The 16502-nt window shown below is 69.4% G+C and carries 13 protein-coding genes; 2 read left to right on the forward strand and 11 right to left on the reverse strand.

The annotated features are described in order from the left end of the window. Window positions 1-12: 12 nt before the first annotated feature. Window positions 13-3867 carry a type I polyketide synthase gene (locus E5671_RS38560; RefSeq protein WP_160508825.1) on the reverse strand — a complete coding sequence of 1285 codons (3855 nt, stop codon included), beginning with the start codon at window positions 3865-3867 and terminating at the stop codon, window positions 13-15. Window positions 3868-4133: 266 nt separating this feature from the next. On the opposite strand from E5671_RS38560, the gene E5671_RS38565 reads away from it, so the two are divergent. Further along, window positions 4134-5192: a hypothetical protein gene (locus E5671_RS38565; RefSeq protein ID WP_160508827.1), complete on the forward strand. Its 1059-nt coding sequence runs from the start codon at window positions 4134-4136 to the stop codon at window positions 5190-5192. A 116-nt stretch (window positions 5193-5308) separates the two neighbouring features. Here the strand turns inward: E5671_RS38565 and E5671_RS38570 are convergent, their stop codons facing one another. Continuing rightward, window positions 5309-6748 (reverse strand): MFS transporter, encoded by a 1440-nt coding sequence (locus E5671_RS38570; protein ID WP_202121428.1) that lies wholly within the window; start codon window positions 6746-6748, stop codon window positions 5309-5311. 222 nt (window positions 6749-6970) lie between these two features. Between E5671_RS38570 and E5671_RS38575 the strand changes: the two genes are divergently transcribed. Further along, the gene (locus E5671_RS38575) at window positions 6971-7849 is read left to right on the forward strand and encodes a helix-turn-helix domain-containing protein (protein ID WP_160508829.1); all 879 of its coding nucleotides are present in this window, start codon (window positions 6971-6973) and stop codon (window positions 7847-7849) included. 3 nt (window positions 7850-7852) lie between these two features. Here the strand turns inward: E5671_RS38575 and E5671_RS38580 are convergent, their stop codons facing one another. The 9 genes from E5671_RS38580 to E5671_RS38620 all read right to left on the reverse strand — a co-directional run bounded on the left by E5671_RS38580 (window position 7853) and on the right by E5671_RS38620 (window position 16499). Beyond that, window positions 7853-9451, reverse strand: coding sequence for an FAD-dependent monooxygenase (locus E5671_RS38580; RefSeq protein ID WP_160508831.1), 1599 nt, complete (start codon window positions 9449-9451; stop codon window positions 7853-7855). A gap of 70 nt (window positions 9452-9521) precedes the next feature. Next, window positions 9522-10589, reverse strand: coding sequence for an NAD(P)-dependent alcohol dehydrogenase (locus tag E5671_RS38585; RefSeq protein ID WP_160508833.1), 1068 nt, complete (start codon window positions 10587-10589; stop codon window positions 9522-9524). 43 nt (window positions 10590-10632) lie between these two features. Continuing rightward, entirely contained in the window at window positions 10633-11103 is a 471-nt protein-coding gene (locus tag E5671_RS38590) for an allene oxide cyclase barrel-like domain-containing protein (protein WP_160508835.1), read from the reverse strand. 92 nt (window positions 11104-11195) lie between these two features. Continuing rightward, window positions 11196-12830 carry an aromatic amino acid ammonia-lyase gene (locus E5671_RS38595; RefSeq protein ID WP_202121429.1) on the reverse strand — a complete coding sequence of 545 codons (1635 nt, stop codon included), beginning with the start codon at window positions 12828-12830 and terminating at the stop codon, window positions 11196-11198. Beyond that, window positions 12830-13882: a phenazine antibiotic biosynthesis protein gene (locus tag E5671_RS38600; protein ID WP_160508837.1), complete on the reverse strand. Its 1053-nt coding sequence runs from the start codon at window positions 13880-13882 to the stop codon at window positions 12830-12832. The genes E5671_RS38595 and E5671_RS38600 overlap by 1 nt, the downstream gene beginning before the upstream one ends. A 45-nt stretch (window positions 13883-13927) precedes the next feature. After that, complete coding sequence (locus E5671_RS38605; protein ID WP_160508839.1) at window positions 13928-14677, reverse strand: SDR family oxidoreductase; 750 nt, start codon at window positions 14675-14677, stop codon at window positions 13928-13930. A 61-nt stretch (window positions 14678-14738) separates the two neighbouring features. Continuing rightward, a complete protein-coding gene (locus E5671_RS38610; RefSeq protein ID WP_160508841.1) occupies window positions 14739-15758 on the reverse strand; it encodes a class I adenylate-forming enzyme family protein in 1020 nt (339 codons plus the stop codon). Further along, window positions 15755-16066 (reverse strand): acyl carrier protein, encoded by a 312-nt coding sequence (locus tag E5671_RS38615; protein ID WP_160508843.1) that lies wholly within the window; start codon window positions 16064-16066, stop codon window positions 15755-15757. Before E5671_RS38615 ends, E5671_RS38610 begins: the two co-directional genes overlap by 4 nt. After that, window positions 16053-16499, reverse strand: a complete 447-nt coding sequence (locus E5671_RS38620) for a hypothetical protein (protein ID WP_160508844.1) — start codon at window positions 16497-16499, stop codon at window positions 16053-16055. Before E5671_RS38620 ends, E5671_RS38615 begins: the two co-directional genes overlap by 14 nt. Between the last annotated feature and the right edge of the window lie 3 nt (window positions 16500-16502).

A 16502-nucleotide genomic window follows, 5' to 3' on the forward strand; every position in this document is an offset into this window, starting at 1 on the left:
CTGCTTCTCGCTTCACTCGCCGTGCCCGGCGAGGCTCTCGCGCAGGCCTGCGATGCTCTCCGCTCCCAGGAGCCGCCCGGCGGTTATCTCTATGCCGTGACTGCGGCGCAGGTGCCCCCGCAGCTGGGAGGCCATCAGGGAGTCGAGCCCGAGGTCGCGCAGCGACCGCCGCTCGTCGATGTCCGACGCGGGCATGCCCAGCAGTGCTGCGGAGTACGCGACGAGGGTTTCCGCGGCGTCTCCACGGTGAGGGCGGCTGGTGACCGGTGCCGTGCTCGCCCGGGACGACGACGTACGCGCGAGTCGCCGCATGCGGATTCCGGAGAACCGCGCCAGGAGGCGACGGTCCGGCGCGATCAGGAGGACGTCGGCCCGGAGTGAGGCTCCGCCGTTCTCGGACCGCACGGTGCTCAGACTCCAGAACTCCGGTTCCAGTTCCGCGTGGAACCGGACCGAGTCGAAGGAGAGGGGAACGTGGGCGAAGCCGTCGTTGCCGGACGCGGCTCCGGGCCGGGCCGCCAGGAGTGACAACAGGCCCGTCTCCCAGCCGACTTGTGGCAGGGGCTTTTCCAGCCGGACACGAGCCACGGCCTCGCCGTCGCGCCGCCACAGATGCTCCACGGCCCGGAACGGCTCTCCGATGTCGTACCCGTGACGCCGGGCGAGCGACAGGAAGTCCTGTGCCCCCAGATAGTCCCGGCACCGCGCGAGAGCACCGTCGAGGGCGCCCGCAACGTCGAGGGCCCCCGAGTCGTCTAGGGCGCCCGCGTCCACGGGGCCGGCCTCGTCGGTGTCCGCCCTGACGGCCCGCCCCGAAGCGCAGAAGACAGGGGAGGGGGAGCCCCGGAGTGCGGCTTGCACCGTCACGGTGCGCGCGTGTCGGTCTCCTTCTCGGTCTCCGTCCAGGGTCACTTGGAGGGTGGTGTCGCCGACTGCTTCGACGGGCACGTGCGCGTCGCCCAGCTTGACGTCCCGCAGCTCGAACGACGTGCCGCGATCGGCCTCTTGGGCCGTTTCCAGCATCGCCGCGAGATATACGACGGGCGGTACGGGCGAGACTCCGTGGACCGCGACGCCGCTGCCCCAGTCGGCAGTCGAGCCCCAGGACGAGAGGTCGATCCTCCGGACGCGGGAGGCGGCGGCTCCGCGTGCGGCCACGGGGTCGGCGGCCTCGCGCCGGAACTGCGTGACGTCCCAGGCGTACGTGGGAAGTGACGGCACATGCCGTGGGCCCCCGCCGTACCATCGCTGCCAGTCCACCCGCCCGCCATGGGCGAAGATCCTGCCCGCCGCCCGGGCCAGTTCGGTGGGCTCATCGCAGGCGCGGTGGAGCGAGGAGACCGCGGCCGCGTCGCCGTGCTCGTCGCCCAGCGTGTCGTCCATGGCGGCGACGAGGACCGGATGCGGGCTGACTTCGAGGAAGACGCTCTCCGTCTCGTGGGCCACCTCCCGTACGGTGTCGGCGAACCGCACGGGGCGGCGCAGGTTGTCCATCCAGTAGTCGGCCGTCAGCTCCGGCCCTTGGATCTTGGAACCGTGAACGGTGGAGACCATGCCTGTCGTGACGGGCACGGGGGAGAGATCGGTCAGTTCCTTCAGCAGGTCGTCGCGCAGGGAGTCCATCTGCGGCGAGTGCGAGGCCACGTTCACCTTCACGAGGCGGCACAGGATGCCGCTCTCCTCCAGTTCGGCCTGGAGGGCGGCCAAGGAGACAGGGTCGCCCGCGAGCACGGTGGTGGTGGGTGCGTTCTCGACGGCCACGCACACTGTCTCCCGGTAGGCCTCGGTGTACTGCCGAGCCCGGGTGGCCGACAACTCGACGACGAGCATGGCGCCTTGTCCCGCCAGGCGCTGCATCAGCCGGCTGCGCCGGCAGATCACCGCGGCCGCGTCGTCGATCGACAGGGCGCCGGAGACATGGGCGGCCGCGATCTCTCCCATGCTGTGGCCCATGCACAGATCCGGCTCCACACCGCGGTCGCGCCAGGCGGCGGCGAGCGCCACCTGCACGGCCCAGAGGGCAGGTTGAACGGTGCTCACATCAGTCGGGAACTCGGCTTCGCCGGAAGCGAGTTGCTCCAGAACCGACCAGCCGAGCTCCTTGCGTACGGCCCGGTCACAGGCGTCCAGCGCCGTCCGGAAGGCGGGCGAGGAGTGGTACAGAGCCCGGCTCATGCCCACCCACTGCGACCCTTGTCCCGAGAAGACGTAGACGACGCGCTTGTCACCCGACAGCCCCGCCTCCGCGATTCCGCCGTCGGGAATGGTCTCGCCCGCGGCGAGGGCGCGCAGCCGCCGTGACAGAGAGTCGTGGTCGTCGCCCACGACCCACAGCCGGTGCGGATGGGCGTCGCGTCCGGTGGCCGCGGCGGAGCAGATGTCGCCAAGGCGGTGCGGCCGTCCGGGCCCGGAGGGGCCCAGGTAGGCCGCGTAGTTCTCAGCCAGGCGGCGGAGGGAGTCGGACGTACGCGCACTGAGCACGAGCAGGTGGGGCCAGGAGTCCCTGGCCGTGCGCCGGGCCTCGGGCGTGGGTTCGGGGTCGGGTTCGGGATCGGGCTCGCGGACGTGGGCGCCGACGACCAGATGGGCGTTCGTCCCGGACAGGCCGAAGGAGCTGACGCCGAGCAGGGCACCGGAACGGGCGGTGTCCAAGGGCCGGTTGCGCGTCACCACGCGTACCGGGAAGTCGTCCTGCGAGAGCAGGGCGTGCGGCTCGTCAAGGTGCAGCGACGCGGGGATGACACCGTGCCGGAGGATCAGCGCCGTCTTGATCAGGCCGGCGATGCCGGCCGCGGCCTCGGCGTGACCGACGTTCGTCTTGACCGATCCGGTCAGCAACGGCCGGTCCGCGGGGCGGCCTTGACCGGCCGACTCGGCGAGCGCCCGGAGCTCCACCTCGTCCCCGACGTGCGTTCCGGTGCCATGCGCCTCGACGTAGTCGAGTTCCGACGGCTTGATGCCCGCGCTGACGCACGCTTCGCGCATCATGTCGGCCTGGCCCTCCACGGAGGGGCGGATCAGCAGTCCGCTCGCCGCACCGTCGTTGGTGACCGCGCTGCCGAGCAGCACCGCACTCACGGGGTCACCGTCCCGGAGCGCGTCGTCCAGCCGCTTGAGCACCACCGCTCCTACGCCTTCGCTGCGAACGAACCCGTCGGCTCCGGCGTCACCGAACCGGCAGCGGCCCCCGGGGGAGAGCATGTCTCCCTGGGAGTAGGCGATGGAGTCGTGCGGCGACACCATGACGTTGACACCCGCGGCGATGCACAGGTCGCTCTCGCCGGTGAGCAGACTCTGCCGTGCGGCGTGCACGGCGACCAGCGACGAGGAGCACGCGGTGTCCAGCACGACGCTCGGCCCGCGCAGGTCGAAGGCGTAGGAGACGCGGCCGGCCGTGACGGCACGCAGCCTGCTGCCCACCATGCCGCGGACATCGGGCTCGTGGGCCCGGGGGGCGATGTCCGCGTACTCGGACGTCGCTTGCCCGACGAACACGCCGCTGCGGCTGCCCGCGAGCCGGGAGGGGACCGTCCCGGCCGATTCCAGGGCTTCCCACACGACGTGCAGCAGTAGCCGTTGCTGCGGATCCATCTCGCGTGCTTCCACGGGGGAGATGCCGAAGAACGCCGCGTCGAAGCCGAAGGGGTCGGTGAGGAAACCGCCGTGCCGGGACACCGTTCGACCGGGAGTCATGGGGGTGGGGTCGTAGAAGTCGCTGATGTCGAAGCGCTCGTGAGGTACGGGCTTCACGGTGTCGACGTTGGCCACGAGCACGTCCCACAGTTCGTCGACGCTCTCGATCCCTGGGAACCGGCATCCCATGCCGACGATCGCGATGGGTGTCGTGCTCGAGAGTTCTGGGCGCATGGACGACTCCAAGCTTCACGGCATGGGCGAGTCAAGTGATCGTTAGAAAACGGGATCCAAAAATACACTCGCGACCATTATTTGCCTGGGATGCCCTGATGCTTTTCACCAAATCTTGGGGTCAGCCGGGTGGAGACAGCTACTTAACAGCTACTTTGATCCGCTTTGCCCACTCGGGCTGCAGCAATAAACTTGGACTTGCGTTCATATATATCTCGGTGTTTATTCTTAGGTCGCAGTTGTCGAAGCGGCCAAGGGGGAAAGCTGTGGACATCGCCCAGATCGTTCCGCTGATGGGTGACGAGGAGCTGGTGGCCTATCAGTTCCTCGTCACCACCGGCGGAGCCACCCTCGAGAAGCTGTCGAGAAGTCTGGGGTGGGGTACGGGACAGGCGGAGCGAGTGCTGTCCGGGCTGAGAAGAATGCGGCTGGCGCGATCCGAGGCGGAGGGCCGCAGCGACTGGACCGCGGTGCACCCGGAAACGGTCAAGCTCCAGTACGCCAAGCCGCTCTCGGGTGTCATCGATGCCTGGCAGGCGCAGCTCGACGGAATCCGCGAGCAGCTCGACACGCTCTCCGGCCTGGGCGGCGACGGCACGGAGGGCGGCGGCCTCAGCCCTGTGGTCACGGTCGAGGGTGTGCCCGACATCCAGGACGCGCTCGAAGACTGTGCCGCACGGTGCACCGAGGAGGTGTTCGCCGTGCAGCCCTTGGGGCGGGGAGCTCCGGCTCTCGCCCGGGACGTGGTCTGCCGGGATTCCGGACGGATGGCGTCGGCGGTCAGCGTGCGGGTCTTACTCCCTCACCTGTCCCGTTACGACGCGGAGGTGCGCGACTGTGTCGAACTGATCTCGGCGACAGGGGGCGAGGTCAGGACCACTGCCGCGTCCTTGCCCGCGCTGATCGTCTTCGACCGCTCTGTGGCGTTCCTGCTGGAGGGCGAAGACTCGGGCAAGGCGCACATGGTGCGGCACGGAGCCTTGGTGGAGTTCATCGTTCACATGGTGGTGAGCTCCTGGGCGACCAGCGCGGCCTTCCAGGGAGGGGGCGGCAGCACCAGAATCCCGGAGTGTCTGACCCAGGAGACGAAGAGCGCGATCGTCCAGCTGCTCGCCGCGGGCTACAAGGACGAAGTGGTGGCCAGACGCCTGGGCATCGGTGTGCGGACGTGCCGGAAGTACATCGCCGAGATATTCGACGAGCTGGGAGCGCAGAGCCGCTTCCAGGCGGGATGGATGGTGCGCGACCACGTGCCCGTGTCCGGCCTCGAAGGGCCGTGGCGGGCCAAGGCGTTGGCCAAGGCCTTGACCGAGGGGCCCGCCTGAGCCGCCGTCACGAATGAAGCCCGGCCGCCCTCACCGTCAGGAACGACGGGACGGGCGGGCCGGGCTTCCCGTCGTTCCTGACGGGGGGAGGGTCGGCCCCCGTCGGCGTCCTGTGTTCACCTTCGCGGCAGCAATGCCGCCGCGCCCAGCGCATTGGCCAGCAGCAGGCAGCCGGCGAGCAGCAGACTCTCCCGCATCCCAGGCGCGAAGTCCCCGGCGAGCAGCGCCCCGAAGACGGCGATGCTGAGCGCTCCGCCCGTCTGGCGACTGGTGTTGAGCAGCGCCGCCGCCGTGCCGGCCCGCTCGGCGGGGACGCTGTCGAGCATCAGGGAGGTCAGTGCAGGCATGGCGAGGGAGCCGCCGATGCCCAGGGGGACCATCAGCAGGGCGGTCACCCACCAAGGCGTGCCGGTGTCGACGGTGAGCAGCCCGCCGCAGCCCACAGCGCCGGTCAGCAGTCCCGCGACGACCACCGCCCGCGGGCCGTAGCGGGAAACCGCCCGGGGCGAGAGGTAGTTGAAGTTCGCGGTGATCACTGCCATCGGCACGAACATCAGCCCGGCGGACAGCGCCGACTGCCCCCGCTCCTCCTGGAAGAAGAGGCTCAGTACGAACACTCCGCCGTAGAAGGCCGCGTTGAGGGCGAAGCCCGCGACGACCGGCACGCTGACACCGCGCTCACGGAACAGCCGCAGCGGCAGCATCGGCGTGCGCCGCCGTGCCTCGACGGCCACGAAAACGGCCCCGGACACCACCGCGACCCCGGCAGCGGCCAGCACCGTGCCGGTGAGCCCCTCGTGCCCGCCCTCGATCACGGCGAAGGTCAGGGCGGCCAGCGCGAGAATCGCCGTCAGCTGACCGGGCAGGTCGAACGCGGCAGCGTGGCGCGGCGAGCGCGCTGCCCGTAGCAGGAAGAGGAAACCGGCGATCCCGGCAGGCACGTTGAGGCAGAACACCGCGCGCCAGCTCCACTCCGTGGTGAGCAGCCCACCGAGCACGGGCCCCGCGGCCACGGCCACCGCGCCGCCGACCGTCCACAGGGCGATGCCACGCGCCCGCGCTTCGGCATCGGGGAACGCCTGCCGGATCAGCGCGAGCGAGGCGGGCACCATCATGGCTGCCGCGGTCCCCTGCACCACGCGCGCCCCCATCAGTGCCCCGAGCGTCGGTGCCGCCCCGCAGGCCAGCGAGGCGAGGGTGAAGACACCGAGCCCCCAGCCGTACGCGCGCCGCGCGCCCACCGCGTCCGAGAAGGCACCGGCGGAGAGCATCAGCGCCGCGAACATCAGGGTGTAGCTGTCGGCGACCCACTGGATCCCGGACATCGAGCCGCCGAGCTCGTCCCGCACCGCGGGCAGCGCCACGTTGACGCCGGAGACATCGAGAGTGATCACGAAGAAGCCGAGGACAGAGGCGATCAGAGCCGCGCGGGCGGAGCCGGGCTGCTTCGACTCACCCCGGGGCTGCGTCGGCTCACCCTGGGGCTGCTTCGGCTCACCCCGGGCGACCGCGCTCGCCTCGACTCCCCGGCCTGTCCCGGATTGCGTCACCTTCATCGTGCACTGCTCCTTACTGTGTGTCTGTCGCTGTCGGATACGGGTTGGATCGGGGGCGTGGGCGTGGGCGTGGGCGGATCGGATCGGATCGGACCGGGGCGGCTACGGAGAACAGCCTGCTCGGCGTGGGCGGCCCCCGGCAGACCGAGCCGTGCGGGGGAGCGCTGTTCCAGGCCCTGACACGGCCTCCCTGGACGCGCGCCCCTTTGCGACAATGAACGGATGAGCGAAGGTACGGAACTGGGTCGTTTCCTCCGCGCCCGCCGCGGGCAGATCCGCCCGCAGGACGTGGGCCTGCGCGGCAGCACAGGCATCCGCCGCACTCCGGGGCTGCGCCGCGAGGAACTGGCGACGCTGGCCGGGGTCAGCGTCGACTACTACACGCGACTTGAGCGCGGCAGCGAGACCAGACCATCGCCCTCCGTCGTCACCGCGATCGGCGAGGTGCTCCAGCTCTCCCCCGACGCGCTGCACCGGCTGCACGAGCTGGTGGCGCTCGCCGCGGGCCAGTCGCCCGCGCCGTCCCCGGGCCCGGCGCGTGCCGTACGGGAGTCGGTCCGTACCCTGCTGGAGACGCTGCGTCCCGCACCCGCGTACGTCGTCGGCCGTGCCAACGACCTGCTGGCCGCCAACCGGCCCGGCCTGCGCCTCTTCCCCGGCATCACGGACTGGCCGTGGGAGCGCCGCAACCTCACCCGCTACATGTTTCTGCACCCCATGGGCCGCAGTCTGTACCGCGACTGGGAGGAGATGGCGGCACACAGCGCCGCCCATCTGCGGGCGATGGCGGGCGCCGACCCTGACATGCCGGAGCTGGCCCAGCTCGTCGGTGAACTCGTCGTGAAGAGCCCGGAGTTCGCCCGGCTCTGGGAGCGGTACGACGTACAGGCGCGCGGCGGCGGCGAGAAACACTTCCAGCATCCCGAGGTCGGCTCGATGTGCCTCTCGTTCGAGGTGATGGCGATCTTCCGCACGGACGGCCAGCGCCTCGTCATCTACCAGGCACCGCCCGGCACCCCGGACCACGACGCGATGCTGCTCCTCGACATGGCGAGCCCCACGGAGGCGGCACTTTCCGAGGCCGAGGGCGCCGAGGAGTAGCCATCAGCGCGCGAGTATCGCGGTGAGCGCTGCCGTCAGTTCGCCTTCCGGATCGTCCGCGGCCTTCTTGGCGCGCCAGGCCACGACGGCATCGGGGCGGATCAACGCCGCTCCGGTCGGCTCGACCCCGTAACGGTCGCACCAGGCATCGCCGCCCGCGACGAAGCGGTCGCCGATCCGGTACGCGGCCAGGGTGGTCCCGAGACCGCGGGCGGCCTTCTCGGCGGCGGCGACCCACTCGGGGGCTTCGTACCCCGCCAGCAGCACGAAACCGCGACCGAACAGGTCGTGGGTGGAGAGCTCCCGCGGGCCTTCGGTGAGGGCGACGTGCGGTGCTCGTCCACCGGGACGCCCGGTGGCCTTCCAGGGATCCTCCTGGAGACTGCCGTCGTCGTCGGCCTCGGTGCGGACAGCGGCGGAGTGGTACCGGAACCCCAGGAACTCCTTGGGCATGGGGATGGGGGCGTCGGGATCGGACGGGTTGTAGCTGGCGGGCACCCGGCCCTCGGAGATCTTCGCCAGTTCGACCTCGCGCTCAAGAGTGATGGTGACGATCGGGCGCCGCTCGGTCTCGTACGTGTCCAGCAGGTCGGGTCCCGCCTGTCCGGTGAGAACCAGCGCGAGCCGCCAGGACAGCTCGTAGGCGTCCTGGATGGCGAGGTTGCCGCCCTGCCCTCCGTTGGGCGGGCAGGCGTGCGCGGAGTCGCCGGCCAGGAACACACGGCCCTGGCGGAACCGCTCGGCCAGCTTGTGATTGATGGCGAAGAAGCGGGCGTTGACGAAGGTGACGTCGATCTCCGGGTCGCCGATCGCGCGGCGTATCCGCTCCAGGCAGCGCTCCTCGGTGAAGTCCTCCGGCGTCTCGCCCCGCTCGGGGAAGTAGTCGACCCAGAGCGTGTGCCGCTCCGAGCCGTCCAGGATGAAGCTGGATCCGCTGCCGGGCATCCCGATGACCTCGACCGCGCCCTTCTCCACGTAGCGCGTCAGATCGGCCTCGAAGGTGAGGATGTACATGTGGCCGATGGTTCCGCTGCCTTCGACGGCGATGCCGAGCATATCCCGGATCGGGCTGGTGTTCCCGTCGGCCGCCACCATGTAGTCCGCCTCGACCACGTACTCGCGGCCACTGGAGACCTCACGCAGCGTTGCGGTGACCTTCTCGTCGTCCTGCGTGAAGGAGACCATCTCGGTGCCGAGGCGGATGTCCGCGTCGCTCTCCTCGGCACTTGTACGGAGGATCTCCTCGACCTGGGCCTGAGACACCCAGGCGAGCGGCGGCACCGCCGACAACTCCTGCGGGTCGGGCAGCCCGGCCTGCGGATCGAGGTGGAGCCGCTCGGGGTCGGCCATGGAGGCACCGTGGCTGATGCGGGGCCACTGCGTGTCCGCGAGGGCGGTGCGGAGCCGCTCGGCCACGCCGGGCAGCGTGTGGAGCAGCTCCTGGGAACGGGTGTTCAGTCCCCACGCCTTCGGCAGCGTGGAGGTATTCGGTCGCCGCTCCACCAGCAGAGGGCGCACACCACGCGCGGCCAGACTCAGCGCCGTGGTGAGCCCGGTATATGCACCACCGACGACGAGTACAGGAACTCGCTGGACTGACATGGTCTCTGCCTCCGTTATTGCTGTCATTGGCCGGCTGATTCGTGCGCGTCAGCTGATTTGTGTGCGTCATTCAAAACGCGGGCGGTGAAGTGTGAAGGGTGCCGAGCGTGGCGACATCGATGACATATCGGTAGCGGACACCGGAAAGATTCGCCCATGCCTCGGAAACCCGGTCCGCGGGGATTTTCTCGATCTCCGATGTGATGTGGTGCCGCGCGCAGAAGTCGAGCATGTCCTGGGTCTCGCGTATGCCACCGATGGAGGACCCCGCGATGCTGCGGCGGGCTCCCAAGAGGGAGAACACGTTGTACGAGGCGGTCGGGTCGCCCGGGGCGCCCACGTGGACGAGGGTGCCGTCGATGCCGAGCAGGCCCAGGTGGGCGTCCATGTCGATCTGGGCAGGCACCGTGTTGATGAGAAGGTCGAAGTGGCCCGCGAGTCCGGCGAGTTGCTCGCTGTCGCGGGTGTCCACGAACCGTGCGGCGCCGAAGCTCAGGGCGTCGTCCTTCTTGTCCGGCGACCGGCCGAGCAAGGTGACCTCGGCGCCCATGGCCGCGGCGATCTTCACCCCCAGGTGCCCGAGACCTCCCATGCCGAGCACGCCGACACGCATGCCCGGACCCGCCTGCCAGCGGCGCAGGGGTGAGTAGACCGTGGCGCCCGCGCACAACAGCGGTGCCGCACCGTCGAGTTCGAGCGCGTCGGGTATCCGCAGGACGAAGTGCTCCGAGACGGTGATGGACTGGCTGTAACCGCCCAGCGTCACCGTCCCGTCGTGGTCACGCGCCGAGTACGTCTTGACGAAGCCTTCCGTGCAGTACTGCTCGTCGCCCGACCGGCAAGGGGCGCACTTGCCACAGGAGTTGACCATGCAGCCCACGCCCGCCCGGTCCCCCGGCGCGAACTCCGTGACGGCGCCGCCGACTTCCGACACCACTCCGGTTATCTCGTGTCCGGGTACGAGGGGAAAGAACGTCCCACCCCAGTCGTCCTGCCCGAAGTGCAGGTCGGTGTGGCAGATACCGGAGAATCTGATGTCGATCCGGACGTCGTTGGCGCGCAGCGGGCGCCGCTCGATGGTGGTCAGCGTGAAGGGCGCTCCCTTGGCGGGCAGTGACAGCGCGAGGGTGCTGGGCATGGCGATCCTGTTTCCCTTGGAAGCTGTGTTCAGGGGCGATTGCTTACCTGTCCAACGTGATGCGGTAGGTCTCCTTCGGCGTCTGGATGTTCTTCGCCGCCAGCTCGCCGGTCGCGCCGCGATAGGCACCAGTACCGCCCGTGATGGCCATCCGCACCGTGTCGCTGCCCTTCACCCAGAGGGATTGCGCGGTGAGCTGCCCCTTGGGCAGCTGTATCGACAGCACGCAGCTGGTGGTGACGTCCGAACCGCGCAGCTCGGTCACCTGGCAGGAACTGCCGTCCTCACCGATCTGTTCACCGCCCCGGGAGAGCTTGTCCGCGTACACGTACTCGTCCCCGACGCTCAACCCGTGGGCACCGACATCGGTGTGCACGACGCCGTTGTTGCCCACGTCCAGGTTGATGACCTCCTCGGACGTGGCCTGCGCGGGAACGGTCAGCACGGCGGATATTCCCAGTGCCAGCAATGCGCTGGCGACAGCACCGGAAATGGCCAGAGTCTTCTTCGACATGCGATGAACCTCCTTGGTGAATGCAGTACTTGGTGATGCGCTGCTTGGTGAACGCACTGCTTGGTGAACGCACTGCTTGGTGATGCGCTGCGTCAATCGACGGCGAACTCGTCGTCGCCGATCCCCGCGGCGCGTCGCAGGGATCCGGTCTCGATCAGCCCGATCACCGCCTCTATGTCCTGGTCCAGACGGCGGTCGTGGGTGACGAAGGCGCTGTGCTCCCTGATGAGCGCGTGCACGGCCCGGACGGCCGGCGACGCCTTCTCGACGCCCCGCAGATCGAGGGCCTGGGCGAGGGCGAGCAGATGGATGGCCGCCACCTCGCGCACCAGGCCGTTGACGGTGCGCGCGTCACGGGCCGAGATGGTGCCCATGCTGACGATGTCCTGGTTGTGCGCCTCCGTGGAGCGGGAGAACACCGATGCGGGACCTGTGTGTTTGAGGGCTTCGGCGGTGACGGCCGAGGCTGCTATCTGCATCCCCTTGAACCCGTGGTGCAGCCCGGCCTCGGGATCGTCCGGGTCCCGTGCGACGACCAGGTTGGGCGGCAGCCCCTCGTTGAACTTCTCGTCCACGACGAGCGCGAGCTGACGGTCGAGCAGGTTGGCCAGGCCGGCCACCGCGGTCTTCAGACTGTCCATGGACTGCCCGACATGACCTGCGTAGAAGTTGCCGCCGAGATGGAGCCCGGACTCGTCGACGTCGAACAGGGGGTTGTCGGTCGCGGAGTTGATCTCGGTGGTGAGCCAGCTCTCCGTCCAGTCGAGCGTGTCGCGGACGATGCCGATGATCTGCGGTGCGCAGCGCACCGAGTACTTGTCCTGGATCCTCTCGTTCAGCTGCAGGAAACTCCGCCCGGCCAGCTTTTCGCGGCGCACCAGGATGTCGTCGAAGGAGGTGGCGAGCCGCGACCCCGCCAGCAACGTACGGATGGCGTCGGCGGACTTGACCTGGCCCTGGTGCGGCTTGTTCGCGTGGACGAAGGGATGAAGGGCGGACGCGTTGCCGTGCAGGGCCTCCAGTGTCATGGCTGTCGCGATCTCGGCGACGCAGGCCAACTCCCTTGCGTCCGAGGCGGCGAGGACCGCGTACGCGGCGGCGAAGGAGGTTCCGTTGATCAGCGCGATTCCCTCCTTGGGCGCGAGGGACAGTGGCTCGATGCCCTCGTCGCGCAGGGCGTCGAGCGCCGGACGCACGGTGCCGCGGTGCAGGGCCTGTCCTTCGCCGATCAGCGCCGCGGCCAGATAGCACAGCGGTACCAGGTCACCGCTTGCGCCGACCGATCCGCGTTCAGGAATCAAGGGCAGGATGTCCCGGCCCAGGCACTCCAGCAGGGTCGACACCGCCTGCGGCCGGATCGCGGAGACTCCCTTGGCCAGCGCGTTGGCCCTGATGAGCATGGCTGCCCGGGCGACCTCCGGTACGGCTGCGGGACCCACGCCGTTGAGGTGATAGAGCACCAGGTTGCGCTGGAGTTCGTGCGCCTTGTCCGGCGAGATCTGCCGGACGCAGCTGTCGCCGAAGCCCGTGGTGACGGCGTACATGGGAACTTCCTGCGCCAGCAGCGACTCCTTGAGGCCCACGGAGGCACGCATCCGCTCGGCGGCCGAGGCACTGAGCGTCACGCGAGTCCCGCCGCCGCTGTGGCGTGCGGCCGCAGCGACGGAGCGGGGGGAGAGGCCGGCTCCGTCGATTTCCATGTGCTGGGCCGTGGGTACGTGCGGCATCAATAGACGCCTTCGATCATCTTCTGGCCGTCCATTTCGGCGACCGGATGAATGTTCCGCAGGGAGTCGCCGGCGCCCGTGGGGCTGGGGACCCGCGTGGCCAGGTCGCGTTCGAGGCTGTTGGGCACCATGCCGTACTTGGTGAGGTAGTTCATGACCACGGCTCCCTCCGACCCGAACTCGACGGGCCGACCGGTGTCCGGGTCGACCACGCGGTAGAAGACGAAGGGGGCGTACGAATCGAAGACCGTGTCGCCCGTGCCCTCCGCGTCGGGGCGCTGGACCGTGCCGCTGAGGACGGATGTGCTGCCGTACGACCCCCGGAACCGCGTCTTGGGGAAGAGCTCCGTGGACAGGTAGTCCAGGGTGTCGAGATCCATGTGCGCTCCTGTCCAGATCACGAGGCGCACCTTCTCCTGGATCAGGGCGCGGACCGAGGCCCGTTCGGACAGCCGGGCAAGGAGCGGCGGCGTCGTGATCAGGAACGCGATGTCCTGTGACTGCAGGACCAGTTCGGCCTGGTCGACGAGGTGGTCGACGTACGCGCCGGCGCCGGCGGCGTCACCGGCCGCGATGAGGCGCTTCACCCAGCGCGGATCCAGGTCGATGGAGAACCGGATCCCGCCCCGGGCCTGCGCGATCCTCCTGGAGTACTCGCCGAGCATGTGGGGGCCGCTGGGTGCCACCGCCAGAGCGTGTCCCTCACCGTCATCGGGGTAGTGGGAGTTCTCCCACGCCATGTACTGATCGAACCACTTCTCGAACATCATGAAGCGCTTGGGAGCTCCTGTGGTGCCACCGCTCTCGTAGACGGCGAACACCTTCTCCGTCGCGTCCAGGCCGCGGGGGATCAGGTCCTCGACCGGAACGTCGCGGAGTTCGTCCACCAGGTTGGGGAACTTCAGCAGGTCATCGACGCACCGCACGTCCTCGACCGGATCGAAACCCAGCCGGTCGCGGCGCTCCACCCAGTAGCGGGAGCCCGTGGCCGGGTCGAAGTGCCAGCGCATCATGGCTCGGACGTGCGCGTCCGCCTGCTCGCGGGCGTTCATGGATTGTCACCGTACTTTCGCGGTCGGGGGTTGAAGGGCACGAGGTCAAACGCCGTGGTACGAGCCGCCGTTGATCTGGAGAATCTGAGAAGTGACATAGCCACCGGGCTCTGAGCACAGGTAGAAGCCGAGCTCCGCGATGTCGGCCGGATCTCCCGAGCGTCCAAGGGCGGTCTGCCGGACGAGCATGGTCTCCCGCGCGGCGGAGAGGCCGTCGCCGAAGAGGTCGGTGCCCGCGACATAGCCCGGCGCGATGGCGTTGACACTGATGCCGCGCCGCCCCAGGCGTGTCGCGAGCGTGTGGACGTACGAGTGGAGGGCCGCTTTCGCGGCGCCGTACCCACCTGAACCGCCGGATCCGCGGTAGGCGGCGATGGAGCTGTAGAGCACGATGCTGCCGCCGTCGGCCATGAGCGGGACCAAGCCTTCCACGGCGATGACGGAGGTCATCACGTTCGACTGGTACGCCTCCCGCCATTCCGTCACGACGGACTTCACGTCCTCGCTCCCTGACGGCGGGACCGAACCGGCGCAGCACACAAGGCCGTTGACCGGCAGTCCGGTCGACCTGACGTGGTTCTGGAGGAGCTCCGCCGAATCGGCGTCGGACATGTCGAGGGCGAGTGTCTCGACGTCCGCTCCCGGAACGCTCGATTCGATCTCCTCGGCCGCCCGCGCGAGCCGGTTCCGCTGCCTCGCGATCAGCAGCACCTTGTCGTTGTTCTCGGCGAAACGCTTCGCCGTGGCCTTTCCGATGCCTGCGCTCGCACCGGTCACCACGATCAACCTGGACACAGAAAAATCCTCTGAAGAATTGCGGGGAAAGAGAGAAAGAGAGAACGAAAGGTGACGGCGGTCAGAGCGCCGAGAGCAGGGCTTCCCGGTCCGGTTTTCCGGTGGAAGTCCTTGGTATGCAAGCCAGTTCCACGATCCGCGACGGACCGGGGAAATCTCCGAGAGCCGCTCTGATGTCCGCCACGCCCACTCCGCTGCCCCGGCCGGACCACAGGACCACGTATCCCTCCCCGGCGAGCGAATCGCCGGGCAGGGGGAGCGCGACGCATTCCGCCTGTGGCAGGCGGGCGCCCAGTCGCTCGTCGACCCTGGCGAGATGCACCTTGATGCCGTTCACCTTGATCAGGGAGCTGCCGCGCCCGACGAGTCGGAACGTACGGGGTCCCGTGAACCGCACCAGGTCGCCGGTGGCCCACTGGGCGGGTGGTCCCGTCCCGCTCTCCGGGCGGGCCAGGCGCGGACCGCGCACCACCAGTTCTTGCTTCCGTTCCGCCGGTGTGCCGACGTCACGTACGAAGGAGATGTCGGGGAAGGCCTCCCACGGCGCCGCGCTGTTCCCCTCGGGAGCCAGCCGCCGGTGGGCGATGCCCCCGGTCTCGGTCGACCCCAGGATCTCGTGAGCCCGAAGCAGCGGAGCGGCGCGGCGGACGAGTGCGTGGGCGGTCGGCGGCGGGGCCGCCGAGCTGTGCAGGGCGACGACCGAGCTCGCGCGCTTCAGCGTCGGCCAGCCACGGCGCAGCAGGTCCCAGGCCATCGGGACGCAGACGACCAGGACTCGCTCGCCGGGGCGCACCGGGAGGGGCTCGAACGGGTCGGTCCACGCCTGGTGGACGCGGACCTTCGCCATGCGCGGCAGCCACTGACCGAACAGGGCGCCGAACAGGTGCTGCGGCGGGGCGTAGTTGATGACGCGATCGACCTGACCGACGAGACGCGTGCCGATCAGCTCCACCTCTCGCTCCATCTGGTGCGGCAGCCGGAACCAGCCACGCGCGACACCCGTGCTGCCGGACGTGTCGAAGCGGATCTCGTCACGCCCCCCAGCTCGGGGCTCCGCCGTACGAGCCGCCCTCGCCGTCATGCCGCCTGATCCTCGACGCACTCGCGCACGTACTCGGCGGTCCGGTCGAGCGTGCTGAACCAATAGCGCACGTCGTCGCCCACGAAATCGACCTCGATGCCGAACTCGCCCTCGACGGCGGTGACGTACTCAAGAGCCGCCAGGCTGTCGAACCCCGGCAGCGCGTCGGACAGGTCCGCGTCCGGGGCCAGCGTGCGGGCGGCGTCGCCGAAGCGCTTCTCGAGGACCGCCAGGACGCGGGTGCTGGTCTCGGTGTGGTCAGAGGCGCGGTGAGAGGTGTGTTCAGAAGTGCGGTCAGAGGTGTGCATGCCTGGAACCTTTCTCTTGGCTGCGGCCGCCCGGTGGCGGGCCGCCGCTCGTCATCGACCCCGAGTCCAGGTAGAAGACCCGGTCGGGTTGCGTGGGTTCGAGCCGGACCGTCAGGTGGGAGGTGGCGGGGTCGAGACCGAGCGCCTCCCTGATCTCCTCGGCCAGTTCGGTCCGGTACGCGGTGTCGCGGTCTGGATGGATGTGGCACACGACGGACGCCCACCGGGCGTGCTTGTCCTCGCCCGTGCCGTCCCCGTAGGGCGTCAACGGCACCCCGCCGGCGAAGTACGTCATGGGCTCCGTGGTCCGGAAGGTGACCACGACGTGCGCGGCGTCCGAACCGTGCGCGGCCATCCACCGGGTGAGGCGCAGAGTGGCTTTCAGCCGCGCGGAGGGGGTCAGTGGGGTGCTGGTCACATCGATGGTCGGCAAGAT

The organism is Streptomyces sp. BA2 (genome assembly GCF_009769735.1).
In the GTDB taxonomy this organism is placed as follows: domain Bacteria; phylum Actinomycetota; class Actinomycetes; order Streptomycetales; family Streptomycetaceae; genus Streptomyces.